The sequence below is a fragment of the Pseudomonas sp. PDM01 genome (assembly GCF_014852325.1).
GTDB classification, from domain to species: Bacteria; Pseudomonadota; Gammaproteobacteria; order Pseudomonadales; family Pseudomonadaceae; genus Aquipseudomonas; species Aquipseudomonas migulae.
Genome location: NZ_JACVBK010000016.1, coordinates 19,946 through 40,719, shown reverse-complemented (window position 1 = coordinate 40,719; position 20,774 = coordinate 19,946). Strand labels below are relative to the sequence as shown.

The 20,774-nt window shown below is 55.9% G+C and carries 32 protein-coding genes; 1 reads left to right on the top strand and 31 read right to left on the bottom strand.

The window, feature by feature from the left end:
- Positions 1 to 33: 33 nt before the first annotated feature.
- Both IB246_RS28240 and IB246_RS28235 read right to left on the bottom strand, forming a co-directional pair.
- Complete coding sequence (locus IB246_RS28240) at positions 34 to 558, bottom strand: single-stranded DNA-binding protein (protein ID WP_008041307.1); 525 nt, start codon at positions 556 to 558, stop codon at positions 34 to 36.
- A gap of 9 nt (positions 559 to 567) precedes the next feature.
- Positions 568 to 1,965 carry an MFS transporter gene (locus IB246_RS28235; RefSeq protein WP_008030907.1) on the bottom strand — a complete coding sequence of 466 codons (1,398 nt, stop codon included), beginning with the start codon at positions 1,963 to 1,965 and terminating at the stop codon, positions 568 to 570.
- A 191-nt stretch (positions 1,966 to 2,156) separates the two neighbouring features.
- Between IB246_RS28235 and uvrA the strand changes: the two genes are divergently transcribed.
- Positions 2,157 to 4,991 (top strand): excinuclease ABC subunit UvrA, encoded by a 2,835-nt coding sequence (uvrA, locus tag IB246_RS28230; RefSeq protein WP_008041305.1) that lies wholly within the window; start codon positions 2,157 to 2,159, stop codon positions 4,989 to 4,991.
- Between the two features lie 136 nt (positions 4,992 to 5,127).
- Here the strand turns inward: uvrA and bfr are convergent, their stop codons facing one another.
- The 29 genes from bfr to rplC all read right to left on the bottom strand — a co-directional run bounded on the left by bfr (position 5,128) and on the right by rplC (position 20,698).
- Positions 5,128 to 5,592 carry a bacterioferritin gene (gene bfr, locus IB246_RS28225; protein ID WP_008030905.1) on the bottom strand — a complete coding sequence of 155 codons (465 nt, stop codon included), beginning with the start codon at positions 5,590 to 5,592 and terminating at the stop codon, positions 5,128 to 5,130.
- Between the two features lie 149 nt (positions 5,593 to 5,741).
- Positions 5,742 to 7,196, bottom strand: a complete 1,455-nt coding sequence (locus IB246_RS28220) for a catalase (protein ID WP_008041303.1) — start codon at positions 7,194 to 7,196, stop codon at positions 5,742 to 5,744.
- A 189-nt stretch (positions 7,197 to 7,385) separates the two neighbouring features.
- Positions 7,386 to 7,772: a 50S ribosomal protein L17 gene (rplQ, locus tag IB246_RS28215; protein WP_007943777.1), complete on the bottom strand. Its 387-nt coding sequence runs from the start codon at positions 7,770 to 7,772 to the stop codon at positions 7,386 to 7,388.
- 42 nt (positions 7,773 to 7,814) lie between these two features.
- Positions 7,815 to 8,816, bottom strand: coding sequence for a DNA-directed RNA polymerase subunit alpha (locus IB246_RS28210; protein WP_003186012.1), 1,002 nt, complete (start codon positions 8,814 to 8,816; stop codon positions 7,815 to 7,817).
- 22 nt (positions 8,817 to 8,838) lie between these two features.
- Positions 8,839 to 9,459, bottom strand: coding sequence for a 30S ribosomal protein S4 (gene rpsD, locus IB246_RS28205; protein WP_003210056.1), 621 nt, complete (start codon positions 9,457 to 9,459; stop codon positions 8,839 to 8,841).
- Positions 9,460 to 9,477: 18 nt separating this feature from the next.
- Positions 9,478 to 9,867 (bottom strand): 30S ribosomal protein S11, encoded by a 390-nt coding sequence (gene rpsK / locus IB246_RS28200; RefSeq protein ID WP_002555466.1) that lies wholly within the window; start codon positions 9,865 to 9,867, stop codon positions 9,478 to 9,480.
- A gap of 30 nt (positions 9,868 to 9,897) precedes the next feature.
- Positions 9,898 to 10,254, bottom strand: coding sequence for a 30S ribosomal protein S13 (rpsM, locus tag IB246_RS28195; RefSeq protein ID WP_003186020.1), 357 nt, complete (start codon positions 10,252 to 10,254; stop codon positions 9,898 to 9,900).
- 130 nt (positions 10,255 to 10,384) lie between these two features.
- On the bottom strand, positions 10,385 to 10,501 hold the full coding sequence (gene rpmJ / locus IB246_RS28190; protein ID WP_002555468.1) for a 50S ribosomal protein L36: 117 nt from the start codon (positions 10,499 to 10,501) through the stop codon (positions 10,385 to 10,387).
- A 27-nt stretch (positions 10,502 to 10,528) separates the two neighbouring features.
- Positions 10,529 to 11,857, bottom strand: coding sequence for a preprotein translocase subunit SecY (gene secY, locus IB246_RS28185; RefSeq protein WP_003228718.1), 1,329 nt, complete (start codon positions 11,855 to 11,857; stop codon positions 10,529 to 10,531).
- Positions 11,858 to 12,295, bottom strand: a complete 438-nt coding sequence (rplO, locus tag IB246_RS28180; protein ID WP_007896782.1) for a 50S ribosomal protein L15 — start codon at positions 12,293 to 12,295, stop codon at positions 11,858 to 11,860.
- Positions 12,296 to 12,298: 3 nt separating this feature from the next.
- Entirely contained in the window at positions 12,299 to 12,475 is a 177-nt protein-coding gene (gene rpmD, locus IB246_RS28175) for a 50S ribosomal protein L30 (RefSeq protein ID WP_003186033.1), read from the bottom strand.
- Between the two features lie 2 nt (positions 12,476 to 12,477).
- Entirely contained in the window at positions 12,478 to 12,978 is a 501-nt protein-coding gene (gene rpsE, locus IB246_RS28170) for a 30S ribosomal protein S5 (RefSeq protein WP_007943782.1), read from the bottom strand.
- 3 nt (positions 12,979 to 12,981) lie between these two features.
- Positions 12,982 to 13,332: a 50S ribosomal protein L18 gene (gene rplR, locus IB246_RS28165; RefSeq protein ID WP_003186037.1), complete on the bottom strand. Its 351-nt coding sequence runs from the start codon at positions 13,330 to 13,332 to the stop codon at positions 12,982 to 12,984.
- 10 nt (positions 13,333 to 13,342) lie between these two features.
- Complete coding sequence (gene rplF, locus IB246_RS28160) at positions 13,343 to 13,876, bottom strand: 50S ribosomal protein L6 (RefSeq protein WP_003176412.1); 534 nt, start codon at positions 13,874 to 13,876, stop codon at positions 13,343 to 13,345.
- A 12-nt stretch (positions 13,877 to 13,888) separates the two neighbouring features.
- On the bottom strand, positions 13,889 to 14,281 hold the full coding sequence (rpsH, locus tag IB246_RS28155) for a 30S ribosomal protein S8 (protein WP_003186040.1): 393 nt from the start codon (positions 14,279 to 14,281) through the stop codon (positions 13,889 to 13,891).
- A gap of 210 nt (positions 14,282 to 14,491) precedes the next feature.
- On the bottom strand, positions 14,492 to 14,797 hold the full coding sequence (rpsN, locus tag IB246_RS28150) for a 30S ribosomal protein S14 (RefSeq protein WP_003176414.1): 306 nt from the start codon (positions 14,795 to 14,797) through the stop codon (positions 14,492 to 14,494).
- 13 nt (positions 14,798 to 14,810) lie between these two features.
- Complete coding sequence (gene rplE, locus IB246_RS28145) at positions 14,811 to 15,350, bottom strand: 50S ribosomal protein L5 (protein WP_003176415.1); 540 nt, start codon at positions 15,348 to 15,350, stop codon at positions 14,811 to 14,813.
- A 22-nt stretch (positions 15,351 to 15,372) separates the two neighbouring features.
- On the bottom strand, positions 15,373 to 15,687 hold the full coding sequence (rplX, locus tag IB246_RS28140) for a 50S ribosomal protein L24 (RefSeq protein ID WP_003176416.1): 315 nt from the start codon (positions 15,685 to 15,687) through the stop codon (positions 15,373 to 15,375).
- An 11-nt stretch (positions 15,688 to 15,698) separates the two neighbouring features.
- Positions 15,699 to 16,067, bottom strand: a complete 369-nt coding sequence (gene rplN, locus IB246_RS28135) for a 50S ribosomal protein L14 (protein ID WP_002555479.1) — start codon at positions 16,065 to 16,067, stop codon at positions 15,699 to 15,701.
- Positions 16,068 to 16,090: 23 nt separating this feature from the next.
- A complete protein-coding gene (gene rpsQ, locus IB246_RS28130) occupies positions 16,091 to 16,357 on the bottom strand; it encodes a 30S ribosomal protein S17 (RefSeq protein ID WP_003176419.1) in 267 nt (88 codons plus the stop codon).
- Positions 16,358 to 16,359: 2 nt separating this feature from the next.
- Complete coding sequence (gene rpmC, locus IB246_RS28125) at positions 16,360 to 16,551, bottom strand: 50S ribosomal protein L29 (protein ID WP_008030901.1); 192 nt, start codon at positions 16,549 to 16,551, stop codon at positions 16,360 to 16,362.
- Positions 16,551 to 16,964: a 50S ribosomal protein L16 gene (gene rplP / locus IB246_RS28120; RefSeq protein WP_008030899.1), complete on the bottom strand. Its 414-nt coding sequence runs from the start codon at positions 16,962 to 16,964 to the stop codon at positions 16,551 to 16,553. Before rplP ends, rpmC begins: the two co-directional genes overlap by 1 nt.
- A 12-nt stretch (positions 16,965 to 16,976) precedes the next feature.
- Positions 16,977 to 17,663, bottom strand: a complete 687-nt coding sequence (gene rpsC, locus IB246_RS28115; protein ID WP_003176422.1) for a 30S ribosomal protein S3 — start codon at positions 17,661 to 17,663, stop codon at positions 16,977 to 16,979.
- 13 nt (positions 17,664 to 17,676) lie between these two features.
- Positions 17,677 to 18,009: a 50S ribosomal protein L22 gene (gene rplV, locus IB246_RS28110; protein WP_003103908.1), complete on the bottom strand. Its 333-nt coding sequence runs from the start codon at positions 18,007 to 18,009 to the stop codon at positions 17,677 to 17,679.
- 11 nt (positions 18,010 to 18,020) lie between these two features.
- Complete coding sequence (rpsS, locus tag IB246_RS28105) at positions 18,021 to 18,296, bottom strand: 30S ribosomal protein S19 (RefSeq protein ID WP_002555486.1); 276 nt, start codon at positions 18,294 to 18,296, stop codon at positions 18,021 to 18,023.
- A gap of 16 nt (positions 18,297 to 18,312) precedes the next feature.
- Positions 18,313 to 19,137 (bottom strand): 50S ribosomal protein L2, encoded by an 825-nt coding sequence (gene rplB, locus IB246_RS28100; RefSeq protein WP_008030897.1) that lies wholly within the window; start codon positions 19,135 to 19,137, stop codon positions 18,313 to 18,315.
- Between the two features lie 14 nt (positions 19,138 to 19,151).
- On the bottom strand, positions 19,152 to 19,451 hold the full coding sequence (gene rplW, locus IB246_RS28095; RefSeq protein WP_002555488.1) for a 50S ribosomal protein L23: 300 nt from the start codon (positions 19,449 to 19,451) through the stop codon (positions 19,152 to 19,154).
- Positions 19,448 to 20,050 (bottom strand): 50S ribosomal protein L4, encoded by a 603-nt coding sequence (gene rplD, locus IB246_RS28090; protein ID WP_003228735.1) that lies wholly within the window; start codon positions 20,048 to 20,050, stop codon positions 19,448 to 19,450. The genes rplW and rplD overlap by 4 nt, the downstream gene beginning before the upstream one ends.
- Positions 20,051 to 20,062: 12 nt before the next feature.
- Complete coding sequence (gene rplC, locus IB246_RS28085; protein WP_003186059.1) at positions 20,063 to 20,698, bottom strand: 50S ribosomal protein L3; 636 nt, start codon at positions 20,696 to 20,698, stop codon at positions 20,063 to 20,065.
- Positions 20,699 to 20,774 lie beyond the last annotated feature (76 nt).

The following is a 20,774-nucleotide window of genomic DNA, read 5'->3' as shown; positions in this document are numbered from 1 at the left end:
GAGGCTAAACCTTACAAAGGCCTAAGCCATATCCTAGAACGGGATATCGTCATCAAAGCTGTCGAAATCCGGAGCCGGCTGAGGAGCGGCCTGCTGTGGAGCCGGACGCGACTGTTGCGGTGCCGACTGCTGCGGACGCGGCGCCTGCTGCTGGCGTGGAGCCGGAGCGGACTGCTGATAGTTGTTGCCCCCGCCTTGTTGGTCGCCCTGCTGTGGACGGCCGCCCAGCAGTTGCATGGTGCCTTGCATGTCGACCACGATTTCAGTGGTGTAACGCTTGATACCGTCTTTTTCCCACTCGCGGGTCTGCAGCTTGCCTTCGATGTAGACCTGCGAACCTTTACGCAGGTATTCGCCGGCGATTTCCGCCACTTTGCCGAACATCGACACACGGTGCCATTCGGTCTTCTCGACCTTCTGACCGGTCTGCTTGTCGGTCCACTGTTCGCTGGTCGCCAGACTCAGGTTGGTCACGGCGTTACCGTTAGGCAAGTAGCGAACTTCGGGATCCTGGCCGCAAGTGCCGACCAATATGACTTTGTTAACCCCACGGGCCATAACGTTCTCCTAGGCTACGCACGCTGCCTCGGGCGGGTTGTTCACCAGGCGCTCGAGGGTAGTGCGATCCAATAGTTCTGTGTCCAATTTGATGTAAATCGCTGCTTCATCAGCAACGATTACCGCATCTGTTACCCCTACGACGGCCTTCAGGCGCTCAACCAGACCCGCTTCGCGGATCGCCTCGGGCGACAACGGCAAGCGCAGGCTCGTGACATAAGGTGGTTCGCGCATGGTAACAGCAAAGGCCAGCCAGAGGGCAGCCAGGCCGGCGCATCCGAGGAAGACAACCGACAGACCGCCATGCTGGAACATCCAGCCGCCGAGGATCCCGCCCAGTGCCGATCCGAGGAACTGACTGGTGGAATAAACCCCCATCGCCGTGCCCTTGCCACCCGCCGGTGAAACCTTGCTGATCAGCGATGGCAACGAAGCTTCCAGCAAGTTGAACGCGGTAAAGAACACCACCGTCCCGATCACCAAGGCCCGCAAGCTATCGCCGAACTGCCAGAAGAATAGCTCAGTGAGCATCAGCGTCAGCACTGCGCCCAATAAAACTCGTTTCATTTTGCGTTTCTTCTCGCCGTAGATAATGAACGGGATCATGGCGAAGAAGGAAATCAGCAGCGCGGTCAGGTAGACCCACCAGTGCTGCTCTTTGGGCAGCCCGGCTTTTTCGACCAGGGCCAGCGGCAATGCAACGAAGCTCGACATCAACATCGCGTGCAACACAAAAATACCCAGGTCCAGGCGCAGCAGGTCCGGGTGCTTGAGCGTCGGCATCAGTGCCTGACGCGCGACGCCGGACTCACGGTGCTGCAACGGCCCGGTGGAACGCGGCACCATGAACATCACGATCACGATACCCACCAGCGCCATGCCACCGGTGGCGAGGAACAACCCGGACAGCCCAAAGGCGCGAGTCAGCAAAGGCCCTACCACCATGGCGACCGCGAACGACAGACCAATCGTCATGCCGATCATGGCCATGGCTTTGGTCCGATGCTGTTCGCGGGTCAGGTCTGACAGCAATGCCATCACAGCTGCGGAAATCGCCCCGGCGCCTTGCAGGATTCGTCCGGCGATAACGCCCCAGATCGAATCGGCGTTCGCCGCCAGCACACTGCCGAGGGCGAACACGATCAGCCCCAGGTAAATCACCGGGCGGCGCCCGATGCGGTCGGAAATGAAGCCGAACGGAATCTGAAATATCGCCTGGGTCAGGCCGTAAGCGCCAATCGCCAGCCCGATGAGGGCCGGGGTCGCTCCTGCCAGATCCATCCCATAGGTCGCCAGTACCGGCAACACCATGAACATGCCAAGCATACGGAACGCGAACACGAGGGCCAGACCGCTTGCTGCGCGGGTCTCACTGCCACTCATGCGTTCGCTGTGGGGATCGTGCATGGAAAAACCTCATGTGAACCGGCCGCGATTCTACCAGTCCCATCGATTGACAGGGTATATCGCGACGCTTTGACGCGTTCCGCTGACAGACTCTTCATGTACGACAGTAAACCACTCGTTTGATAGTGTGCATCCATCCAGTATTTGGCCGTATACTCCTACGTTTTCGACGCCCGCCGAGCGAGGCCACTTTGGACAAGATCCTGATTCGTGGGGCCCGAACCCACAACCTGAAGAACATCGACCTGACCCTGCCACGGGACAAACTGATCGTCATCACCGGCTTGTCCGGATCCGGCAAATCGTCCCTGGCGTTCGACACGCTGTACGCCGAAGGCCAGCGCCGCTATGTCGAGTCGCTGTCGGCCTATGCCCGGCAGTTTTTGTCGATGATGGAAAAGCCTGACGTCGACACCATTGAAGGTTTGTCGCCAGCCATTTCCATTGAGCAGAAGTCGACCTCGCACAACCCGCGTTCGACGGTCGGCACCATCACCGAAATCTACGACTATCTGCGCCTGCTCTACGCTCGCGTCGGTATTCCGCGCTGCCCGGATCACGACATTCCGCTGGAAGCGCAGACCGTCAGCCAGATGGTCGACCTGGTCCTCGCCCAACCGGAGGGCAGCAAACTGATGCTGCTGGCGCCGGTGATTCGCGAGCGCAAAGGCGAACACCTTTCGGTCTTCGAAGAACTGCGCGCCCAGGGCTTTGTCCGGGCCCGGGTCAACGGCAGGATCTGCGAACTGGACGAACTGCCGAAGCTGGACAAGCAGAAGAAGCATTCGATTGACGTCATCGTCGACCGCTTCAAGGTCCGCGCCGATCTGCAACAGCGTCTGGCCGAATCCTTCGAGACCGCGCTGAAACTGGCGGACGGCATTGCCCTGGTCGCACCGATGGACGACGAACCCGGCGAAGAGATGATCTTCTCAGCGCGCTTCGCCTGCCCGATCTGCGGTCACGCGATCAGCGAGCTGGAACCCAAGCTGTTCTCCTTCAACAACCCGGCCGGCGCCTGCCCGACGTGCGATGGTCTGGGCGTGAAGCAATTCTTCGACATCAAGCGACTGGTCAATGGCGAACTGACTCTGGCCGAAGGTGCGATTCGCGGCTGGGACAGGCGTAACGTCTATTACTTCCAGATGCTCGGGTCGCTGGCGGCGCACTACAAGTTCAGCCTCGAAGTACCGTTCAACGAACTGCCGGCCGAACAGCAGAAATTCATCCTGCACGGCAGCGGCTCCCAGAACGTCGATTTCAAATACCTGAATGACCGTGGCGACATCGTCAAACGTTCGCACCCGTTCGAAGGCATCGTGCCAAACCTGGAACGTCGCTACCGCGAAACCGAATCGGCTTCGGTGCGTGAAGAGCTGGCCAAGTTCCTCAGCACCCAGCATTGCCCGGATTGCCGTGGCACCCGCCTGCGTCGCGAGGCGCGGCATGTCTGGGTCGGCGAGAAGACACTGCCGGCGGTGACCAATCTGCCGATCGGCGATGCGTGCGAATACTTCGGTGTGCTGAAGCTGACCGGGCGTCGTGGTGAAATTGCCGACAAGATCCTCAAGGAAATCCGCGAGCGCCTGCAGTTCCTGGTCAACGTCGGCCTCGACTATCTGTCGCTGGATCGCAGTGCCGACACGTTGTCCGGTGGCGAGGCGCAGCGGATTCGTCTGGCCAGTCAGATTGGTGCCGGCCTGGTGGGCGTTCTATACATCCTCGATGAACCGTCGATTGGTCTGCACCAACGCGACAACGACCGTTTGCTCGGCACGCTCAAGCACCTGCGCGACATCGGCAACACGGTGATCGTGGTCGAACACGATGAAGATGCCATTCGCCTGGCTGACTATGTCGTGGATATCGGCCCGGGTGCCGGCGTGCACGGGGGGCATATCGTCGCCGAAGGTACGCCAGCGGAAGTTATGGCTCACCCTGACTCGCTGACCGGCAAGTACTTGTCGGGTCGGGTGAAGATTGCCGTTCCAGCCAAACGCACACCGCGTAACAAGAAGTTGTCGCTGTCCCTCAAGGGCGCTCGCGGCAACAACTTGCGCAACGTCGATCTGGAGATTCCGATTGGCCTGCTGACCTGCGTTACCGGCGTCTCCGGTTCGGGCAAGTCGACGTTGATCAACAACACGCTGTTTCCTTTGAGTGCGACGGCACTCAACGGTGCGACAACGCTTGAGGCTGCGGCTCACGACAGCATCAAAGGGCTGGAGCACCTGGACAAGGTCGTCGACATCGACCAGAGCCCGATCGGCCGTACGCCACGCTCCAACCCGGCGACGTACACCGGGCTGTTCACGCCGATTCGCGAACTGTTCGCCGGCGTGCCGGAATCCCGTTCCCGCGGTTACGGGCCGGGGCGTTTCTCCTTCAACGTGAAGGGCGGACGCTGCGAGGCCTGCCAGGGCGATGGCCTGATCAAGGTTGAAATGCACTTCCTGCCGGACATCTATGTTCCGTGCGACGTCTGCAAGAGCAAGCGCTACAACCGCGAAACGCTGGAGATCAAGTACAAGGGCAAGAGCATCCACGAAACCCTCGAGATGACCATCGAGGAAGCCCGGGTGTTCTTCGACGCGGTGCCGGCACTGGCACGCAAGCTTCAGACGTTGATGGATGTCGGCCTTTCGTACATCAAGCTTGGGCAATCGGCGACCACCCTGTCCGGTGGTGAAGCGCAGCGGGTGAAGCTGTCCCGCGAGCTGTCCAAGCGCGATACCGGCAAGACGCTGTACATCCTCGATGAGCCAACCACCGGTTTGCACTTCGCGGATATTCAGCAACTGCTCGACGTGCTGCATCGACTGCGCGACCACGGCAACACCGTGGTGGTGATCGAGCACAACCTGGACGTGATCAAGACCGCTGACTGGTTGGTGGATCTGGGGCCGGAAGGTGGCTCAAAAGGCGGGCAGATCATTGCCGTCGGTACGCCGGAAGAAGTCTCCGAGATGAAGCAGTCTCACACCGGTTTCTATCTCAAACCGCTGCTGGCTCGCGACAGGGACTGAATCAAGCCCATGAAAAAGCCCCTGTCACTTTGTCGGTGACAGGGGCTTTTTCGTTGACACTGTAGGAGCACAGCTTGCTGGCGATGGCGATATCAAGGACGCCTTCGCCAGCAAGCTGTGCTCCTACGGTTCAATGTCAGGTGTGAGATTGCAGGTAATTTTCCAGACCGATCAACTTGATCAGACCCAACTGCTTCTCGAGCCAGTAGGTGTGGTCTTCTTCGGTATCGTTCAGTTGAATGCGCAGCATCTCGCGGCTGACGTAGTCTTTGTGCTGCTCGCAGAGTTCGATGCCCTTGCAGAGTGCGGCGCGGACTTTGTATTCCAGTCGCAGGTCGGCAGCTAGCATGTCAGGAACCGTGGTGCCGACATCAAGATCGTCCGGACGCATGCGTGGCGTGCCTTCGAGCATCAGAATTCGGCGCATCAGCGCATCGGCGTGCCCCGCTTCCTCTTCCATCTCGTGGTTGATTCGTTCGTAGAGCTTGGTGAATCCCCAGTCCTCATACATCCGCGAGTGAACGAAATATTGATCACGCGCGGCCAGTTCGCCGGTCAGCAACGTGTTGAGGTAATCGATTACGTCTGGGTGGCCTTGCATCGCCCTACATCTCCCTGCTTGAAAGTCTGTAGTTTGAACCACAGCGACTGTTTGGTCACTTGGTTTGCGCGATAAAAGCGAAGATATTCTGAGAAAAGTAGTTTAAATAGCGCAAAAACCGCCCTAATGAGGGCGGTTCTGCTTCTCGTTTAGACTTCGTTAATCTGTACGTTGAGCGCCTTTGCGATTGCGTCTCCATAAGCCGGGTCGGCCTTGAAGAAATGCTGCAACTGGCGATCCACTACATCAGCGGAGACCCCTGCCATCGCGCCCGCAATATTGTTGGTCAGCAGGTTTTTCTGCTCATCACTCATCAAACGGAACAACGCACCTGCGTGGCTGTAGTAGTCCGTGTCTTCGCGATGATCGTAACGATCAGCCGCACCGCTCAATGCCAAAGCAGGCTCAGCATAACGAGGCGCCTGTTTTGGCGACTCTACGTAACTGTTCGGCTCGTAGTTCGGCGCTGCACCACCATTGCTGCCAAACGCCATGGAGCCATCACGCTGGTAGCTCTTGACCGGGCTGCGCGGCGCATTCACCGGCAGTTGCTGATGGTTGGTACCAACACGGTAGCGGTGCGCATCGGCGTAAGCGAACACTCGCCCTTGCAGCATGCGGTCTGGCGACAGGCCGACACCTGGCACCATATTGCTCGGACCGAACGCCGCTTGTTCAACTTCCGCGAAGTAGTTCTGCGGATTGCGGTTGAGCTCGAGCTCACCCACTTCGATCAGTGGGAACTCTTTCTGCGACCAGGTCTTGGTCACATCGAAAGGGTTCTCGTAATGCGCCGCAGCCTGGGCCTCGGTCATGATCTGAATGCATACACGCCATTTTGGGAAGTCGCCGCGCTCAATCGCTTCGAACAAGTCGCGCTGTGCGTAATCCGGATCGGTGCCCGCCAGGCGAGCAGCTTCTGCCGGCGCCAGGTTCTTGATCCCTTGCTGGGTCTTGTAATGCCACTTCACCCAGTGACGCTCGCCGCTGGCACTGATCAGGCTGTAAGTGTGGCTGCCGAAGCCGTGCATGTGACGGTAGCCGTCAGGGATGCCACGGTCCGAAAACAGGATGGTGACCTGGTGCAGCGCCTCAGGCGAGTGCGACCAGAAGTCCCACATCATCTGCGCACTTTTCAGGTTGCTTTGCGGCAGGCGTTTTTGGGTATGGATAAAGTCCGGAAACTTGAGCGGATCACGAATGAAAAACACAGGGGTGTTGTTGCCAACGATGTCCCAGTTGCCTTCTTCGGTATAGAACTTCAGGGCAAAGCCACGTGGATCGCGTTCTGTGTCAGCCGAGCCGCGCTCACCGCCCACGGTGGAAAACCGCAGAAACGTTGGGGTCTGCTTGCCGACCGATTCGAACAGCTTGGCGCTGGTGTACTCAGTGATGTCACGCGTCACGGTGAACGTGCCGTAAGCACCCGAGCCCTTGGCGTGTACGCGGCGCTCAGGAATATTTTCACGGTTGAAGTGGGCAAGCTTCTCGATCAGGTGGAAGTCGTCGAGCAGCAATGGGCCACGAGGGCCGGCGGAGCGGGAATTCTGGTTGTCGGCGACAGGAGCGCCACTGGCGGTGGTAAGTATTTTATTTTGGCTCATGCGATCTCTTCCTCTGTCAGTCTAGAACTGCCGGCTAATCGGCTGAGAGGAAGTATTGATCACCAACGTTACACCTACAAATTCATTAACTTGTAAGTGTCGATAGAAAATTACTAACGAAGAGCCTACTTTTCAGACGCCCACAAAAAACCGGGCACTAGGCCCGGTTCTTCGTTTCAGACTGACGTCTTACTCAGCGGATACAGCTTCACCGCCGGTAGCACGATCAACCAACTCGACGTACGCCATAGGCGCGTTGTCGCCAGTGCGGAAGCCGCACTTGAGGATGCGCAGGTAGCCACCCTCACGGGTAGCGTAACGCTTGCCCAGGTCGTTGAAGAGCTTACCAACGATAGCTTTCGAACGAGTACGGTCGAAAGCCAGACGGCGGTTAGCCAGGCTGTCTGTCTTGGCCAAAGTGATCAGCGGCTCAGCAACGCGACGCAGTTCTTTAGCTTTCGGCAGTGTAGTTTTGATCAGCTCGTGCTCGAACAGCGACACTGCCATGTTTTGGAACATGGCCTTGCGGTGCGAGCTAGTGCGGCTCAGGTGACGACCACTTTTACGATGACGCATGGTTCATTCCTTACCAAACACGACGTTCGGTGATTACGACGATCAGGCAGTCGCCTTGTCGTCCTTCTTAAGACTTGCAGGCGGCCAGTTGTCGAGGCGCATGCCGAGGGACAGACCGCGGGAGGCCAGAACGTCCTTGATTTCAGTCAAGGATTTCTTGCCAAGGTTCGGAGTCTTCAACAGCTCTACTTCGGTACGCTGAATCAGGTCACCGATGTAGTAGATGTTTTCCGCCTTAAGGCAGTTAGCCGAACGTACAGTCAGTTCCAGATCGTCAACCGGGCGAAGCAGGATCGGATCGATCTCGTCTTCCTGCTCGACAACCACTGGCTCACTGTCACCTTTGAGGTCGACGAACGCAGCCAACTGCTGTTGCAGAATGGTTGCAGCGCGACGGATAGCCTCTTCAGGATCCAGAGTACCGTTGGTTTCCAGATCAATAACCAGCTTGTCCAGGTTAGTACGCTGTTCGACACGGGCGTTTTCCACCACGTATGCGATACGGCGAACCGGGCTGAACGAAGAGTCAAGCTGCAAGCGACCGATGCTGCGGCTTTCGTCTTCATCGCTCTGACGCGAGTCTGCCGGTTCATAACCACGACCACGAGCTACGGTGAGCTTCATGTTCAGGGCGCCGTTAGACGCCAGGTTAGCGATTACGTGATCGGGGTTAACGATCTCGACATCATGATCCAGCTGAATATCGGCAGCGGTAACCACCCCCGAACCCTTCTTCGACAAGGTCAGCGTAACTTCGTCACGACCGTGCAGCTTGATAGCCAGACCTTTAAGGTTCAACAGGATTTCAATTACGTCTTCCTGTACGCCTTCGATTGCGCTGTACTCATGGAGTACACCGTCAATCTCGGCCTCGACTACTGCACAGCCGGGCATTGAGGACAACAGGATGCGGCGCAGCGCGTTGCCCAGGGTGTGGCCGAAACCACGCTCGAGAGGCTCGAGAGTGATCTTGGCGCGGGTTGGACTGACAACCTGCACATCAATATGGCGGGGTGTCAGGAACTCATTTACCGAAATCTGCATGGATGCACCTATTTTCTAGCCCTTACTTGGAGTAGAGCTCGACAATCAGGCTTTCGTTGATGTCGGCGGACAGATCACTGCGAGCTGGAACGTTCTTGAAAACGCCCGACTTCTTCTCAGTGTCTACTTCTACCCATTCTACGCGGCCACGTTGGGCACACAGATCGAGAGCTTGGACAATGCGAAGTTGGTTCTTTGCTTTCTCGCGAATCGCGACCACGTCACCAGCACGAACCTGGTAAGACGGTACGTTTACGGTCTGACCGTTAACGCTGACGGATTTGTGCGATACCAGCTGACGGGATTCGGCACGAGTAGAGCCAAAACCCATACGGTATACAACGTTGTCCAGACGGCATTCGAGCAGTTGCAGCAGGTTTTCACCGGTTGCACCTTTCTTGCCAGCAGCTTCTTTGTAGTAGCCGCTGAATTGACGCTCGAGAACGCCGTAGATACGACGGACCTTCTGCTTTTCACGCAGTTGGGTGCCGTAATCGGACTGGCGACCGCGGCGTTGGCCGTGGATACCAGGTGCTGCTTCAATGTTGCACTTCGATTCGATCGCGCGCACGCCGCTCTTCAGAAAGAGATCGGTGCCTTCGCGACGAGCGAGTTTGCATTTTGGACCAATGTAACGAGCCATTCTTTACAATCTCCTGGATTACACGCGGCGCTTCTTCGGCGGACGGCACCCGTTGTGCGGGATTGGCGTCACGTCGGTGATGCTGGCGATCTTGTAGCCACAGCCGTTCAAAGCGCGGACTGCAGATTCACGACCTGGGCCTGGACCTTTGACGTTAACGTCGAGGTTTTTCAGACCGTATTCCAGCGCAGCTTGACCAGCACGTTCAGCAGCTACTTGAGCAGCAAACGGGGTGGACTTGCGGGAACCGCGGAAACCCGAACCACCGGAGGTAGCCCAGGAAAGAGCGTTGCCTTGACGGTCGGTGATGGTCACGATTGTGTTGTTAAAAGAAGCATGGATGTGGGCGATGCCATCAACCACTGTCTTTTTAACTTTTTTACGAGGACGAGCAGCAGGTTTAGCCATGATTAATTTCCTGTCGATTCGCTGGGGCGATTACTTGCGGATCGGCTTACGCGGACCTTTACGGGTACGCGCGTTAGTCTTGGTACGCTGACCGCGTACTGGAAGACCACGACGATGACGCAGACCGCGATAGCAACCGAGGTCCATCAAACGCTTGATTTTCATGTTGATTTCGCGACGCAGGTCACCTTCAGTGGTGAACTTCGCCACTTCGCCACGCAGCTGTTCAATCTGCTCGTCGCTCAGATCCTTGATCTTTGCGGCTGGGTTTACCCCAGTCACTGCACAGATCTTCTGTGCAGTAGTGCGACCAACACCATAGATGTAGGTCAGCGAGATAACAGTATGCTTGTTATCTGGAATGTTAACGCCTGCAATACGGGCCATTCAGTGGGACTCCAATTGACAGCTACCTACGCCCCGGAAGCCAAGAAATAGGGCGCGAGATAATATCGCTGTAATAACAAATAATCAACCCGGTAGCGCACTAGCTACCGGGCTTGAAGCACAATCACACTCAGCCTTGGCGCTGTTTGTGACGCGGTTCCGCGCTGCAAATTACTCGAACAACACCTTCGCGGCGAATAATCTTGCAGTTACGGCACAGCTTTTTCACCGATGCACGAACTTTCATCACCAACTCCTCGAACCTTATGGGTACTCAGCGCAACATGCCGCTGCCGTAACCCTTCAGGTTGGCTTTCTTCATCAGGGATTCGTACTGGTGCGAAACGAGGTGCGATTGTACTTGGGACATGAAGTCCATCACAACCACGACGACGATCAGCAACGAGGTCCCGCCAAGGTAGAACGGTACGTTTGCCGCAACCACCAGGAACTGGGGAAGCAGACACACGGCCGTCATGTAAAGAGCACCGAACATGGTCAAGCGAGTCAGAACGCCATCAATGTAGCGCGCAGACTGCTCACCTGGACGGATGCCCGGAATAAAGGCACCGGACTTCTTCAGGTTTTCCGCTACGTCTTTCGGATTGAACATCAACGCCGTATAGAAGAAGCAGAAGAAAATAATCCCTGCACTAAACAGCAGAATATTCAACGGCTGACCAGGAGCGATCGACTGCGAGATGTCCTGCAACCAGCCCATACCTTCAGACTGGCCGAACCAGGCACCCAACGAAGCCGGGAACAGCAAAATGCTGCTCGCGAAAATGGCCGGAATAACACCGGCCATGTTCACCTTCAGCGGCAAGTGGCTAGTCTGCGCAGCGAAGACCTTACGGCCTTGCTGACGCTTGGCGTAGTGAACAGCAATACGACGCTGACCACGCTCAATGAACACCACGAAACCGATAATCGCTACTGCCAGCAAACCGATGGCAACCAGGGCGAAGATGTTGATATCACCCTGACGTGCAGACTCGAAAGACTGCCCGATCGCTCTCGGAAGACCGGCGACGATACCCGAAAAAATCAACATCGAGATACCGTTGCCAACACCACGCTCAGTAATCTGCTCACCCAGCCACATCATGAACATCGCACCAGCCACAAATGTGGATACCGCGACGAAATGGAAGCCAAAGTCACCAGTGAACGCAACGCCCTGCCCTGCCAGACCAATGGACATGCCAATTGCCTGAACAAGAGCGAGGACGACAGTGCCGTAGCGGGTGTACTGGCTGATCTTACGACGGCCAGCTTCACCTTCCTTCTTCAACTGCTCCAGCTGCGGGCTGACGGCGGTCATCAGCTGCATGATGATCGATGCCGAAATGTACGGCATGATCCCCAATGCAAAGATGCTCATCCGTTCCAGCGCGCCGCCGGAAAACATGTTGAACAAGCTAAGAATGGTCCCCTCATTCTGTCGAAACAGGTCCGCGAGTCGGTCCGGGTTGATACCTGGAACCGGGATGTGTGCGCCTATTCGGTAGACGATAATCGCCAGGAACAGAAAACGCAGACGAGCCCAGAGTTCAGACATACCGCCTTTGCCGAGCGCAGAGAGAGCACCTTGCTTAGCCATTTATTCCTCGAACTTGCCGCCAGCTGCTTCGATAGCCGCACGCGCACCTTTGGTGGCGCCGATTCCCTTTCCGATGGTAACAGCGCGAGTCACTTCACCGGACAGCATGATTTTCACACGCTGTACGTTGACGTTGATCACGTTGGCATCCTTCAAGGACTGCACGGTGACGATGTCGCCTTCCACTTTAGCCAGCTCGGACAAACGCACTTCTGCGCGATCCATGGCTTTCAGGGAAACGAAACCGAACTTCGGCAGGCGACGATGCAGCGGCTGTTGACCGCCTTCAAAGCCTGGAGCAATGGTGCCACCGGAGCGGGAGGACTGACCTTTGTGGCCACGGCCACCGGTCTTACCCAAACCACTACCGATACCACGGCCCGGACGATGCTTTTCGCGACGGGAGCCCGGCGCTGGACTCAGATCATTGAGTTTCATCGATTAACCCTCGACACGCAGCATGTAGTAAGCCTTGTTGATCATCCCGCGATTCTCGGGAGTATCAAGTACTTCTACAGTGTGACCGATGCGACGCAGACCCAGACCCTTAACGCACAGTTTGTGGTTAGGGATGCGGCCGGTCATGCTTTTGATCAGCGTAACTTTAACGGTAGCCATGATCAGAAGATCTCCTTGACGCTTTTGCCACGCTTGGCGGCAATGGATTCAGGAGACTGCATAGCTTTCAAACCTTTGAAAGTGGCGTGAACCACGTTTACCGGGTTAGTCGAGCCGTAGCACTTGGCCAGAACGTTCTGAACGCCAGCAACTTCGAGGACAGCACGCATAGCGCCGCCAGCGATGATACCGGTACCTTCAGAAGCAGGCTGCATGTACACCTTCGAAGCGCCGTGACCGGACTTCATTGCGTACTGCAGAGTGGTGCCGTTCAGGTCAACTTGGATCATGTTGCGGCGAGCAGCTTCCATTGCCTTCTGGATCGCAGCAGGCACTTCACGTGACTTGCCACGGCCGAAGCCAACACGCCCTTTACCATCACCAACCACGGTCAACGCGGTGAAAGTGAAGATACGGCCGCCTTTAACGGTTTTGGCTACGCGGTTAACTTGAACCAGCTTCTCGATGTAGCCTTCGTCGCGCTTTTGGTCGTTATTTGACATAACTTAGAACTCCAGCCCAGCTTCACGAGCAGCATCAGCCAGCGCCTTGACGCGGCCGTGGTACTTGAAGCCAGAGCGGTCGAAAGCCACCTGCGAGACGCCAGCGGCTTTAGCACGCGTAGCGACCAGCTGGCCAACCTTAGTGGCCGCGTCGATGTTGCCAGTGGCGCCATCACGCAGTTCTTTATCCAAAGTCGAGGCAGATGCCAGGACTTTGTTGCCGTCGGCCGAAATGACCTGGGCGTAGATGTGCTGCGACGAGCGGAACACGCAGAGACGCACGACTTCGAGTTCGTGCATTTTCAGGCGTGCTTTGCGAGCGCGACGCAGTCGAGTAACTTTTTTGTCGGTCATTTGCTATGCCCTACTTCTTCTTGGCTTCTTTACGACGGACGACTTCGTCCGCGTAGCGCACACCTTTGCCTTTGTACGGCTCTGGTGGACGGAAGTCGCGGATCTCGGCGGCCACTTGACCTACCAGCTGCTTATCGATGCCCTTGATCAGGATATCGGTCTGGCTAGGAGTCTCAGCGGTGATGCCTTCCGGCAGTTCATAATCCACTGGGTGCGAGAAGCCAAGAGCCAGGTTCAGCACTGTGCCTTTTGCTTGCGCTTTGTAACCAACACCGACCAGCTGGAGCTTACGCTCGAAGCCTTGGCTTACGCCTTGGACCATGTTGTTTACCAACGCACGAGTGGTACCAGCCATTGCGCGAGTTTGTTGATCGCCATTGCGAGCAGCGAAACGCAGCTCACCAGCTTCTTCAACGATCTCAACGGACGAATGGATGTTCAGTTCGAGAGTGCCCTTGGCACCCTTCACCGAAAGCTGTTGGCCTGCGAATTTGACTTCGACGCCGGCTGGCAGCTTAACGGGGTTCTTAGCGACGCGTGACATGCTTATCCCCCCTTAGAACACAGTGCAAAGAACTTCGCCGCCGACACCGGCAGCGCGCGCAGCACGATCCGTCATCACACCTTTGTTGGTGGAGACGATAGACACACCGAGACCGCCACGAACTTTTGGCAGATCATCGACGGACTTGTACTGACGCAGGCCTGGACGGCTAACGCGCTTCACTTCCTCGATGACCGGACGGCCTTCGAAGTACTTCAGCTCGATGGACAGCAGTGGCTTGATTTCGCTGCTGATCTGATAACCCGCAATGTAACCTTCGTCCTTCAGGACTTTGGCAACAGCTACCTTCAAAGTAGAAGATGGCATGCTTACGACGGACTTTTCAGCCATCTGGGCATTACGGATTCGAGTTAGCATGTCCGCTAACGGGTCCTGCATACTCATGGGCTAGACGCTCCTAATACACAAAAAATTAGCCTTGCGGCTACTACGTGTCGCCGAGGACATCCATGCAAAAAAAGCACGGGCTCAGGCGAGCCGGGTATTCTAGACACACCCCACAAATGAATCAAGCCCCAAAAGGGGCTTGATTCAAGTTCAAGGTCACCGGCGGTCAGGATCTTGCGATCCCGAACACCGAGACTTTGATAGTGCTTACCAGCTGGCTTTAACCAGACCAGGTACGTCACCACGCATTGCAGCTTCACGCAGTTTGTTACGGCCGAGGCCGAACTTGCGGTAAACGCCGTGTGGACGACCGGTCAGGCGGCAGCGGTTACGCATGCGCGAAGCGCTTGCGTCACGTGGCTGCTTTTGCAGAGCTACTGTAGCTTCCCAACGCGCTTCTGGACTTGCGTTCAGATCAACGATGATAGCTTTCAGTGCTGCACGCTTTTTGGCGTACTTGGCAACCGTGAGCTGACGCTTCAGCTCGCGGTTTTTCATGCTCATCTTGGCCATTTTCCTACTCCAATCAGTTGCGGAACGGGAATTTGAAAGCACGCAACAGGGCGCGACCTTCATCATCGTTCTTGGCAGTGGTGGTCAGGGTAATGTCCAGACCGCGGAGAGCATCGATCTTGTCGTAGTCGATTTCCGGGAAGATGATCTGCTCTTTAACGCCCATGCTGTAGTTACCACGACCATCGAAGGACTTGGCATTCAGGCCGCGGAAGTCGCGAACCCGAGGCAGGGAGATCGACAGCAGACGATCCAGGAACTCGTACATACGCTCACGGCGCAGGGTCACTTTGACGCCGATCGGCCAACCTTCACGGACTTTAAAGCCAGCGATGGATTTCCGAGCGTAAGTCACAACGACTTTCTGGCCGGTGATCTTTTCCAGGTCAGCAACAGCGTGCTCGATGACTTTTTTGTCACCGACTGCTTCGCCCAGACCCATGTTCAGGGTGATTTTGGTAACGCGTGGAACTTCCATCACGTTCGAAAGCTTAAGTTCTTCCTTAAGCTTCGGTGCGATTTCTTTCCAGTAAATCTCTTTTAGTCGTGCCATGGTCTCATCTACCTAGCAGTGTTCAAGCATCAACCGCTTTTTGGGTCGACTTGAAGACACGAATTTTCTTGCCGTCTTCTACTTTGAAACCAACGCGATCAGCCTTGTTGGTTTCGCCGTTGAAAATGGCTACGTTAGAAGCGTCCAGTGGAGCTTCTTTCTCGACGATACCGCCTTGTACGCCCGACATCGGGTTAGGCTTGGTATGACGCTTGACCAGGTTCAGACCACCGATAACCAGACGGTTATTAGCGAGAACCTTAAGCACCTTACCGCGCTTACCTTTGTCTTTGCCGGCGATCACGATGATCTCGTCGTCACGACGAATCTTTTGCATGTCGGATCTCCTTACAGCACTTCTGGGGCGAGCGAGACGATCTTCATGAACTTCTCAGTACGAAGTTCACGGGTCACTGGCCCAAAGATACGGGTGCCGATCGGCTCTTGCTTGTTGTTCAGAAGAACAGCAGCGTTGCCATCAAAGCGGATAATGGAGCCATCAGCACGACGAACGCCGTGACGAGTGCGGACTACAACAGCAGTCATCACTTGGCCTTTTTTCACTTTACCGCGAGGAATTGCTTCCTTCACGGTAACTTTGATGATGTCACCGATACCAGCGTAACGACGATGGGAGCCACCCAGCACCTTGATGCACATAACGCGGCGAGCGCCGCTGTTATCGGCCACATCGAGCATGGATTGAGTCTGAATCATATAATTTCTCCGACCCCTAGTCCTTAGACTTCCACAGCGCGTTCGAGAACATCAACCAGCGCCCAAGACTTGGTCTTGGCCAAAGGACGAGTTTCACGAATAGTGACTTTGTCGCCGATGTGGCACTGATTGGTTTCGTCGTGCGCGTGCAGCTTAGTCGAACGCTTAACGTATTTACCGTAGATCGGGTGCTTAACGCGACGCTCGATCAGAACGGTGATGGTCTTGTCCATTTTGTCGCTGACAACACGGCCAGTCAGCGTACGGACGGTTTTTTCGGCTTCAGCCATGATTACTTACCTGCCTGCTGTTTGAGCACAGTCTTCACGCGAGCGATGTCACGCTTAACTTGCCGGAGCAGGTGAGACTGCCCCAACTGGCCAGTTGCTTTCTGCATGCGCAGATTGAACTGGTCGCGCAGCAGGCCGAGCAGTTGCTCGTTAAGCTGCGGCGCGTCTTTTTCACGAAGTTCGTTCGCTTTCATCACATCACCGTCCGTTTAACGAAGGCAGTGGCGAGCGGCAGCTTTGCAGCAGCCAGGGCAAATGCCTCACGCGCCAGCTCTTCAGAAACACCCTCGATTTCATACAGGACTTTGCCTGGCTGAATCTGGGCAACCCAGTATTCCACGCTACCTTTACCTTTACCCATCCGAACTTCGAGTGGCTTCTTGGAAATAGGCTTGTCCGGGAATACACGGATCCAGATCTTGCCGCCACGTTTAACGTGACGGGTCAGTGCACGACGCGCTGACTCGATCTGACGAGCGGTGAGACGACCACGAGCTACAGACTTCAGCGCGAACTCGCCGAAGCTGACTTTGCTACCGCGCAATGCCAGGCCACGGTTGTGACCAGTCATCTGCTTGCGGAACTTCGTACGCTTTGGTTGCAACATTTGGCGTACCCCTTACTTAGCAGCTTTTTTACGAGGCGCTGGTGCTTGTGGTTTCAGTTCTTCTTGGCGACCACCAATTACTTCGCCTTTGAAGATCCAAACCTTTACACCGATCACACCGTAAGTGGTGTGAGCTTCGTAGTTGGCATAGTCGATGTCGGCACGCAGGGTGTGCAGTGGCACACGACCTTCGCGATACCATTCAGTACGTGCGATTTCAGCACCGCCGAGACGACCGCTCACTTGGATTTTGATGCCTTTGGCACCAATGCGCATGGCGTTCTGTACAGCGCGCTTCATAGCGCGACGGAACATTACGCGACGCTCCAGCTGCTGAGCTACGCTCTGCGCAACCAACATACCGTCGAGTTCCGGCTTGCGGATTTCTTCGATATTGATGTGCACAGGCACACCCATTTGCTTGGTCAGGTCCTGACGCAGTTTCTCAACATCTTCACCTTTCTTCCCGATAACGATACCTGGACGAGCGGTGTGGATGGTGATACGTGCAGTTTGGGCCGGACGATGGATATCGATACGGCTTACGGACGCGCTTTTTAGTTTGTCTTGGAGATACTCACGCACCTTCAGATCAGCGAACAAATAGTCCGCATAAGTCCGACCGTCTGCGTACCAGACGGAGGTGTGCTCCTTGACGATTCCCAGGCGAATGCCAATGGGATGTACTTTCTGACCCATCTCTTCGACTCCGTTACTTGTCAGCAACCTTGACAGTGATATGGCAAGACCGCTTGACGATGCGATCAGCACGGCCTTTGGCACGTGGCATGATTCGCTTCAGCGAACGCCCTTCGTTGACGAAAACGGTGCTGACTTTAAGGTCATCAACGTCTGCGCCTTCGTTATGCTCGGCGTTGGCTACGGCCGACTCCAGCACTTTCTTCATGATCTCGGCGGCTTTCTTACTGCTGAAAGCCAACAAGTTGAGCGCTTCGCCCACCTTCTTCCCGCGGATCTGGTCGGCGACCAAGCGGGCTTTCTGGGCGGAGATTCGAGCGCCCGACAACTTAGCGGCTACTTCCATTTCCTAACCCCTTAACGCTTGGCTTTCTTGTCAGCCACGTGCCCACGATAAGTGCGGGTACCGGCGAACTCGCCCAGTTTGTGGCCGACCATGTCTTCGTTCACGAGAACTGGCACATGTTGACGACCGTTGTGTACTGCGATGGTCAGACCGACCATTTGTGGCAGGATCATCGAACGGCGCGACCAGGTTTTAACTGGTTTGCGATCGTTCTTTTCCGCCGCCACTTCGATCTTCTTCAGTAGGTGAAGATCGATAAAAGGACCTTTTTTCAGAGAACGTGGCACTGTCGTATCCCTCTATTTACTTGCGACGACGGACGATCATTTTGTCGGTACGCTTATTACCACGAGTCTTCGCGCCCTTAGTCGGGAAGCCCCATGGCGATACCGGATGACGACCACCAGAGGTACGACCTTCACCACCACCATGTGGGTGGTCAACCGGGTTCATGGCAACACCACGAACGGTTGGGCGAACGCCACGCCAGCGTTTGGCACCAGCTTTACCCAGCGAACGCAGGCTGTGCTCGGAGTTCGAGACTTCGCCCAGGGTCGCGCGGCATTCAGCCAGCACTTTACGCATCTCACCAGAACGCAGACGCAGGGTCACATAGACACCTTCACGAGCGATCAGCTGAGCCGAAGCACCAGCGGAACGAGCGATTTGCGCGCCTTTACCTGGCTTCAATTCGATGCCGTGTACGGTACTACCAACTGGAATGCTGCGCAGTTGCAACTGGTTGCCCGGCTTGATCGGAGCCAAAGCACCCGAAATCAGCTGGTCACCAGCGTTCACGCCTTTAGGGGCGATGATGTAACGGCGTTCGCCGTCTGCGTACAACATAAGAGCAATGTGAGCAGTACGGTTTGGATCGTATTCGATACGCTCGACAGTGGCTGGAATGCCGTCTTTGTCGTTGCGACGGAAATCGACCAGACGATAATGCTGCTTATGGCCACCACCGATGTGACGAGTGGTAATACGACCATTGTTGTTACGACCACCAGACTTCGATTTCTTCTCGAGCAGCGGTGCGTGAGGAGCGCCTTTATGCAGCTCCTGGTTGACCACCTTGACCACATGACGGCGGCCAGGGGAAGTCGGTTTGCATTTAACGATTGCCATGATGCACCCCTTCCTTACTCAGCACTGCTGCTGAAATCGAGATCTTGGCCTGGCTGAAGGGAGATAACTGCCTTCTTCCAGTCATTACGCTTGCCCAGACCGCGAGCAGTGCGCTTGCTCTTACCCAGAACATTCAGGGTAGTAACACGCTCTACTTTCACGCTGAACAGGCTTTCGACGGCCTTCTTGATTTCCAGCTTGGTTGCGTCAGTGGCAACCTTGAAAACGAACTGGCCTTTCTTGTCTGCCAGAACCGTAGCCTTCTCGGAAACGTGCGGGCCAAGCAGAACTTTAAATACGCGTTCCTGGTTCATCCCAGCAGCTCCTCGAATTTCTTCACGGCCGACACGGTGATCAACACCTTGTCGTATGCGATCAGACTAACTGGATCGGAACCTTGCACATCACGTACATCTACGTGCGGCAGGTTGCGAGCAGCCAGGTACAGGTTCTGATCAACAGCGTCCGACACGATCAGAACGTCGGTCAGGCTCATGTTGTTCAGTTTGCCCAGCAGGTCTTTGGTTTTCGGCGTTTCAACGGCGAAATCCTGAACCACGACCAGACGATCAGTACGCACCAGCTCAGCAAGGATGGAACGCATTGCTGCGCGATACATCTTCTTGTTCAGCTTCTGGGAGTGATCCTGAGGACGAGCTGCGAAAGTGGTACCGCCGCCACGCCAGATTGGGCTACGGATAGTACCGGCACGAGCACGGCCAGTACCTTTCTGACGCCATGGGCGCTTACCGCCACCACGAACGTCGGAACGGGTCTTTTGCTGCTTGCTACCTTGACGGCCGCCAGCCATGTAGGCCACGACTGCTTGGTGAACCAGCGTCTCGTTGAATTCGCCGCCAAATGTCAGTTCGGAAACTTCGATCGCTTGAGCGTCATTTACATTTAATTGCATGTCAGCTTCCCCTTAACCGCGAGCCTTGGCTGCTGGACGTACAACCAAGTTGCCGCCAGTAGCGCCAGGAACAGCGCCCTTGACCAACAACAGATTGCGTTCAGCGTCCACGCGCACTACTTCGAGGGACTGCACGGTCACGCGCTCAGCGCCCATATGACCGGACATTTTTTTGCCCTTGAATACACGACCAGGAGTCTGGCACTGGCCGATAGAGCCTGGAACGCGGTGGGACACGGAGTTACCGTGGGTATTATCTTGCCCGCGGAAGTTCCAACGCTTGATCGTACCCTGGAAGCCTTTACCTTTGGACTGACCGGTTACATCAACCAGTTGACCAGCAGCGAAGATTTCAGCGTTGATCAGATCGCCGGCCTGGTACTCGCCTTCTTCAAGGCGGAATTCCATTACGGTACGACCAGCGGCAACGTTCGCTTTAGCGAAGTGGCCAGCCTGAGCAGCTGTAACACGCGAAGCACGACGCTCGCCTACAGTGACTTGCACTGCACGATAGCCATCGGTCTCTTCAGTTTTGAACTGGGTGACGCGATTCGGCTCGATCTCAATGACCGTGACCGGAATGGAGACACCTTCTTCGGTGAAAATACGGGTCATACCGCATTTACGACCGACTACACCAATAGTCATGTTGTAAACCTCATGAGTGTACGGGGCTTTCACCCGCTATGGCCGCCCATTTCAGAGCGTTACACGACTAAGACCG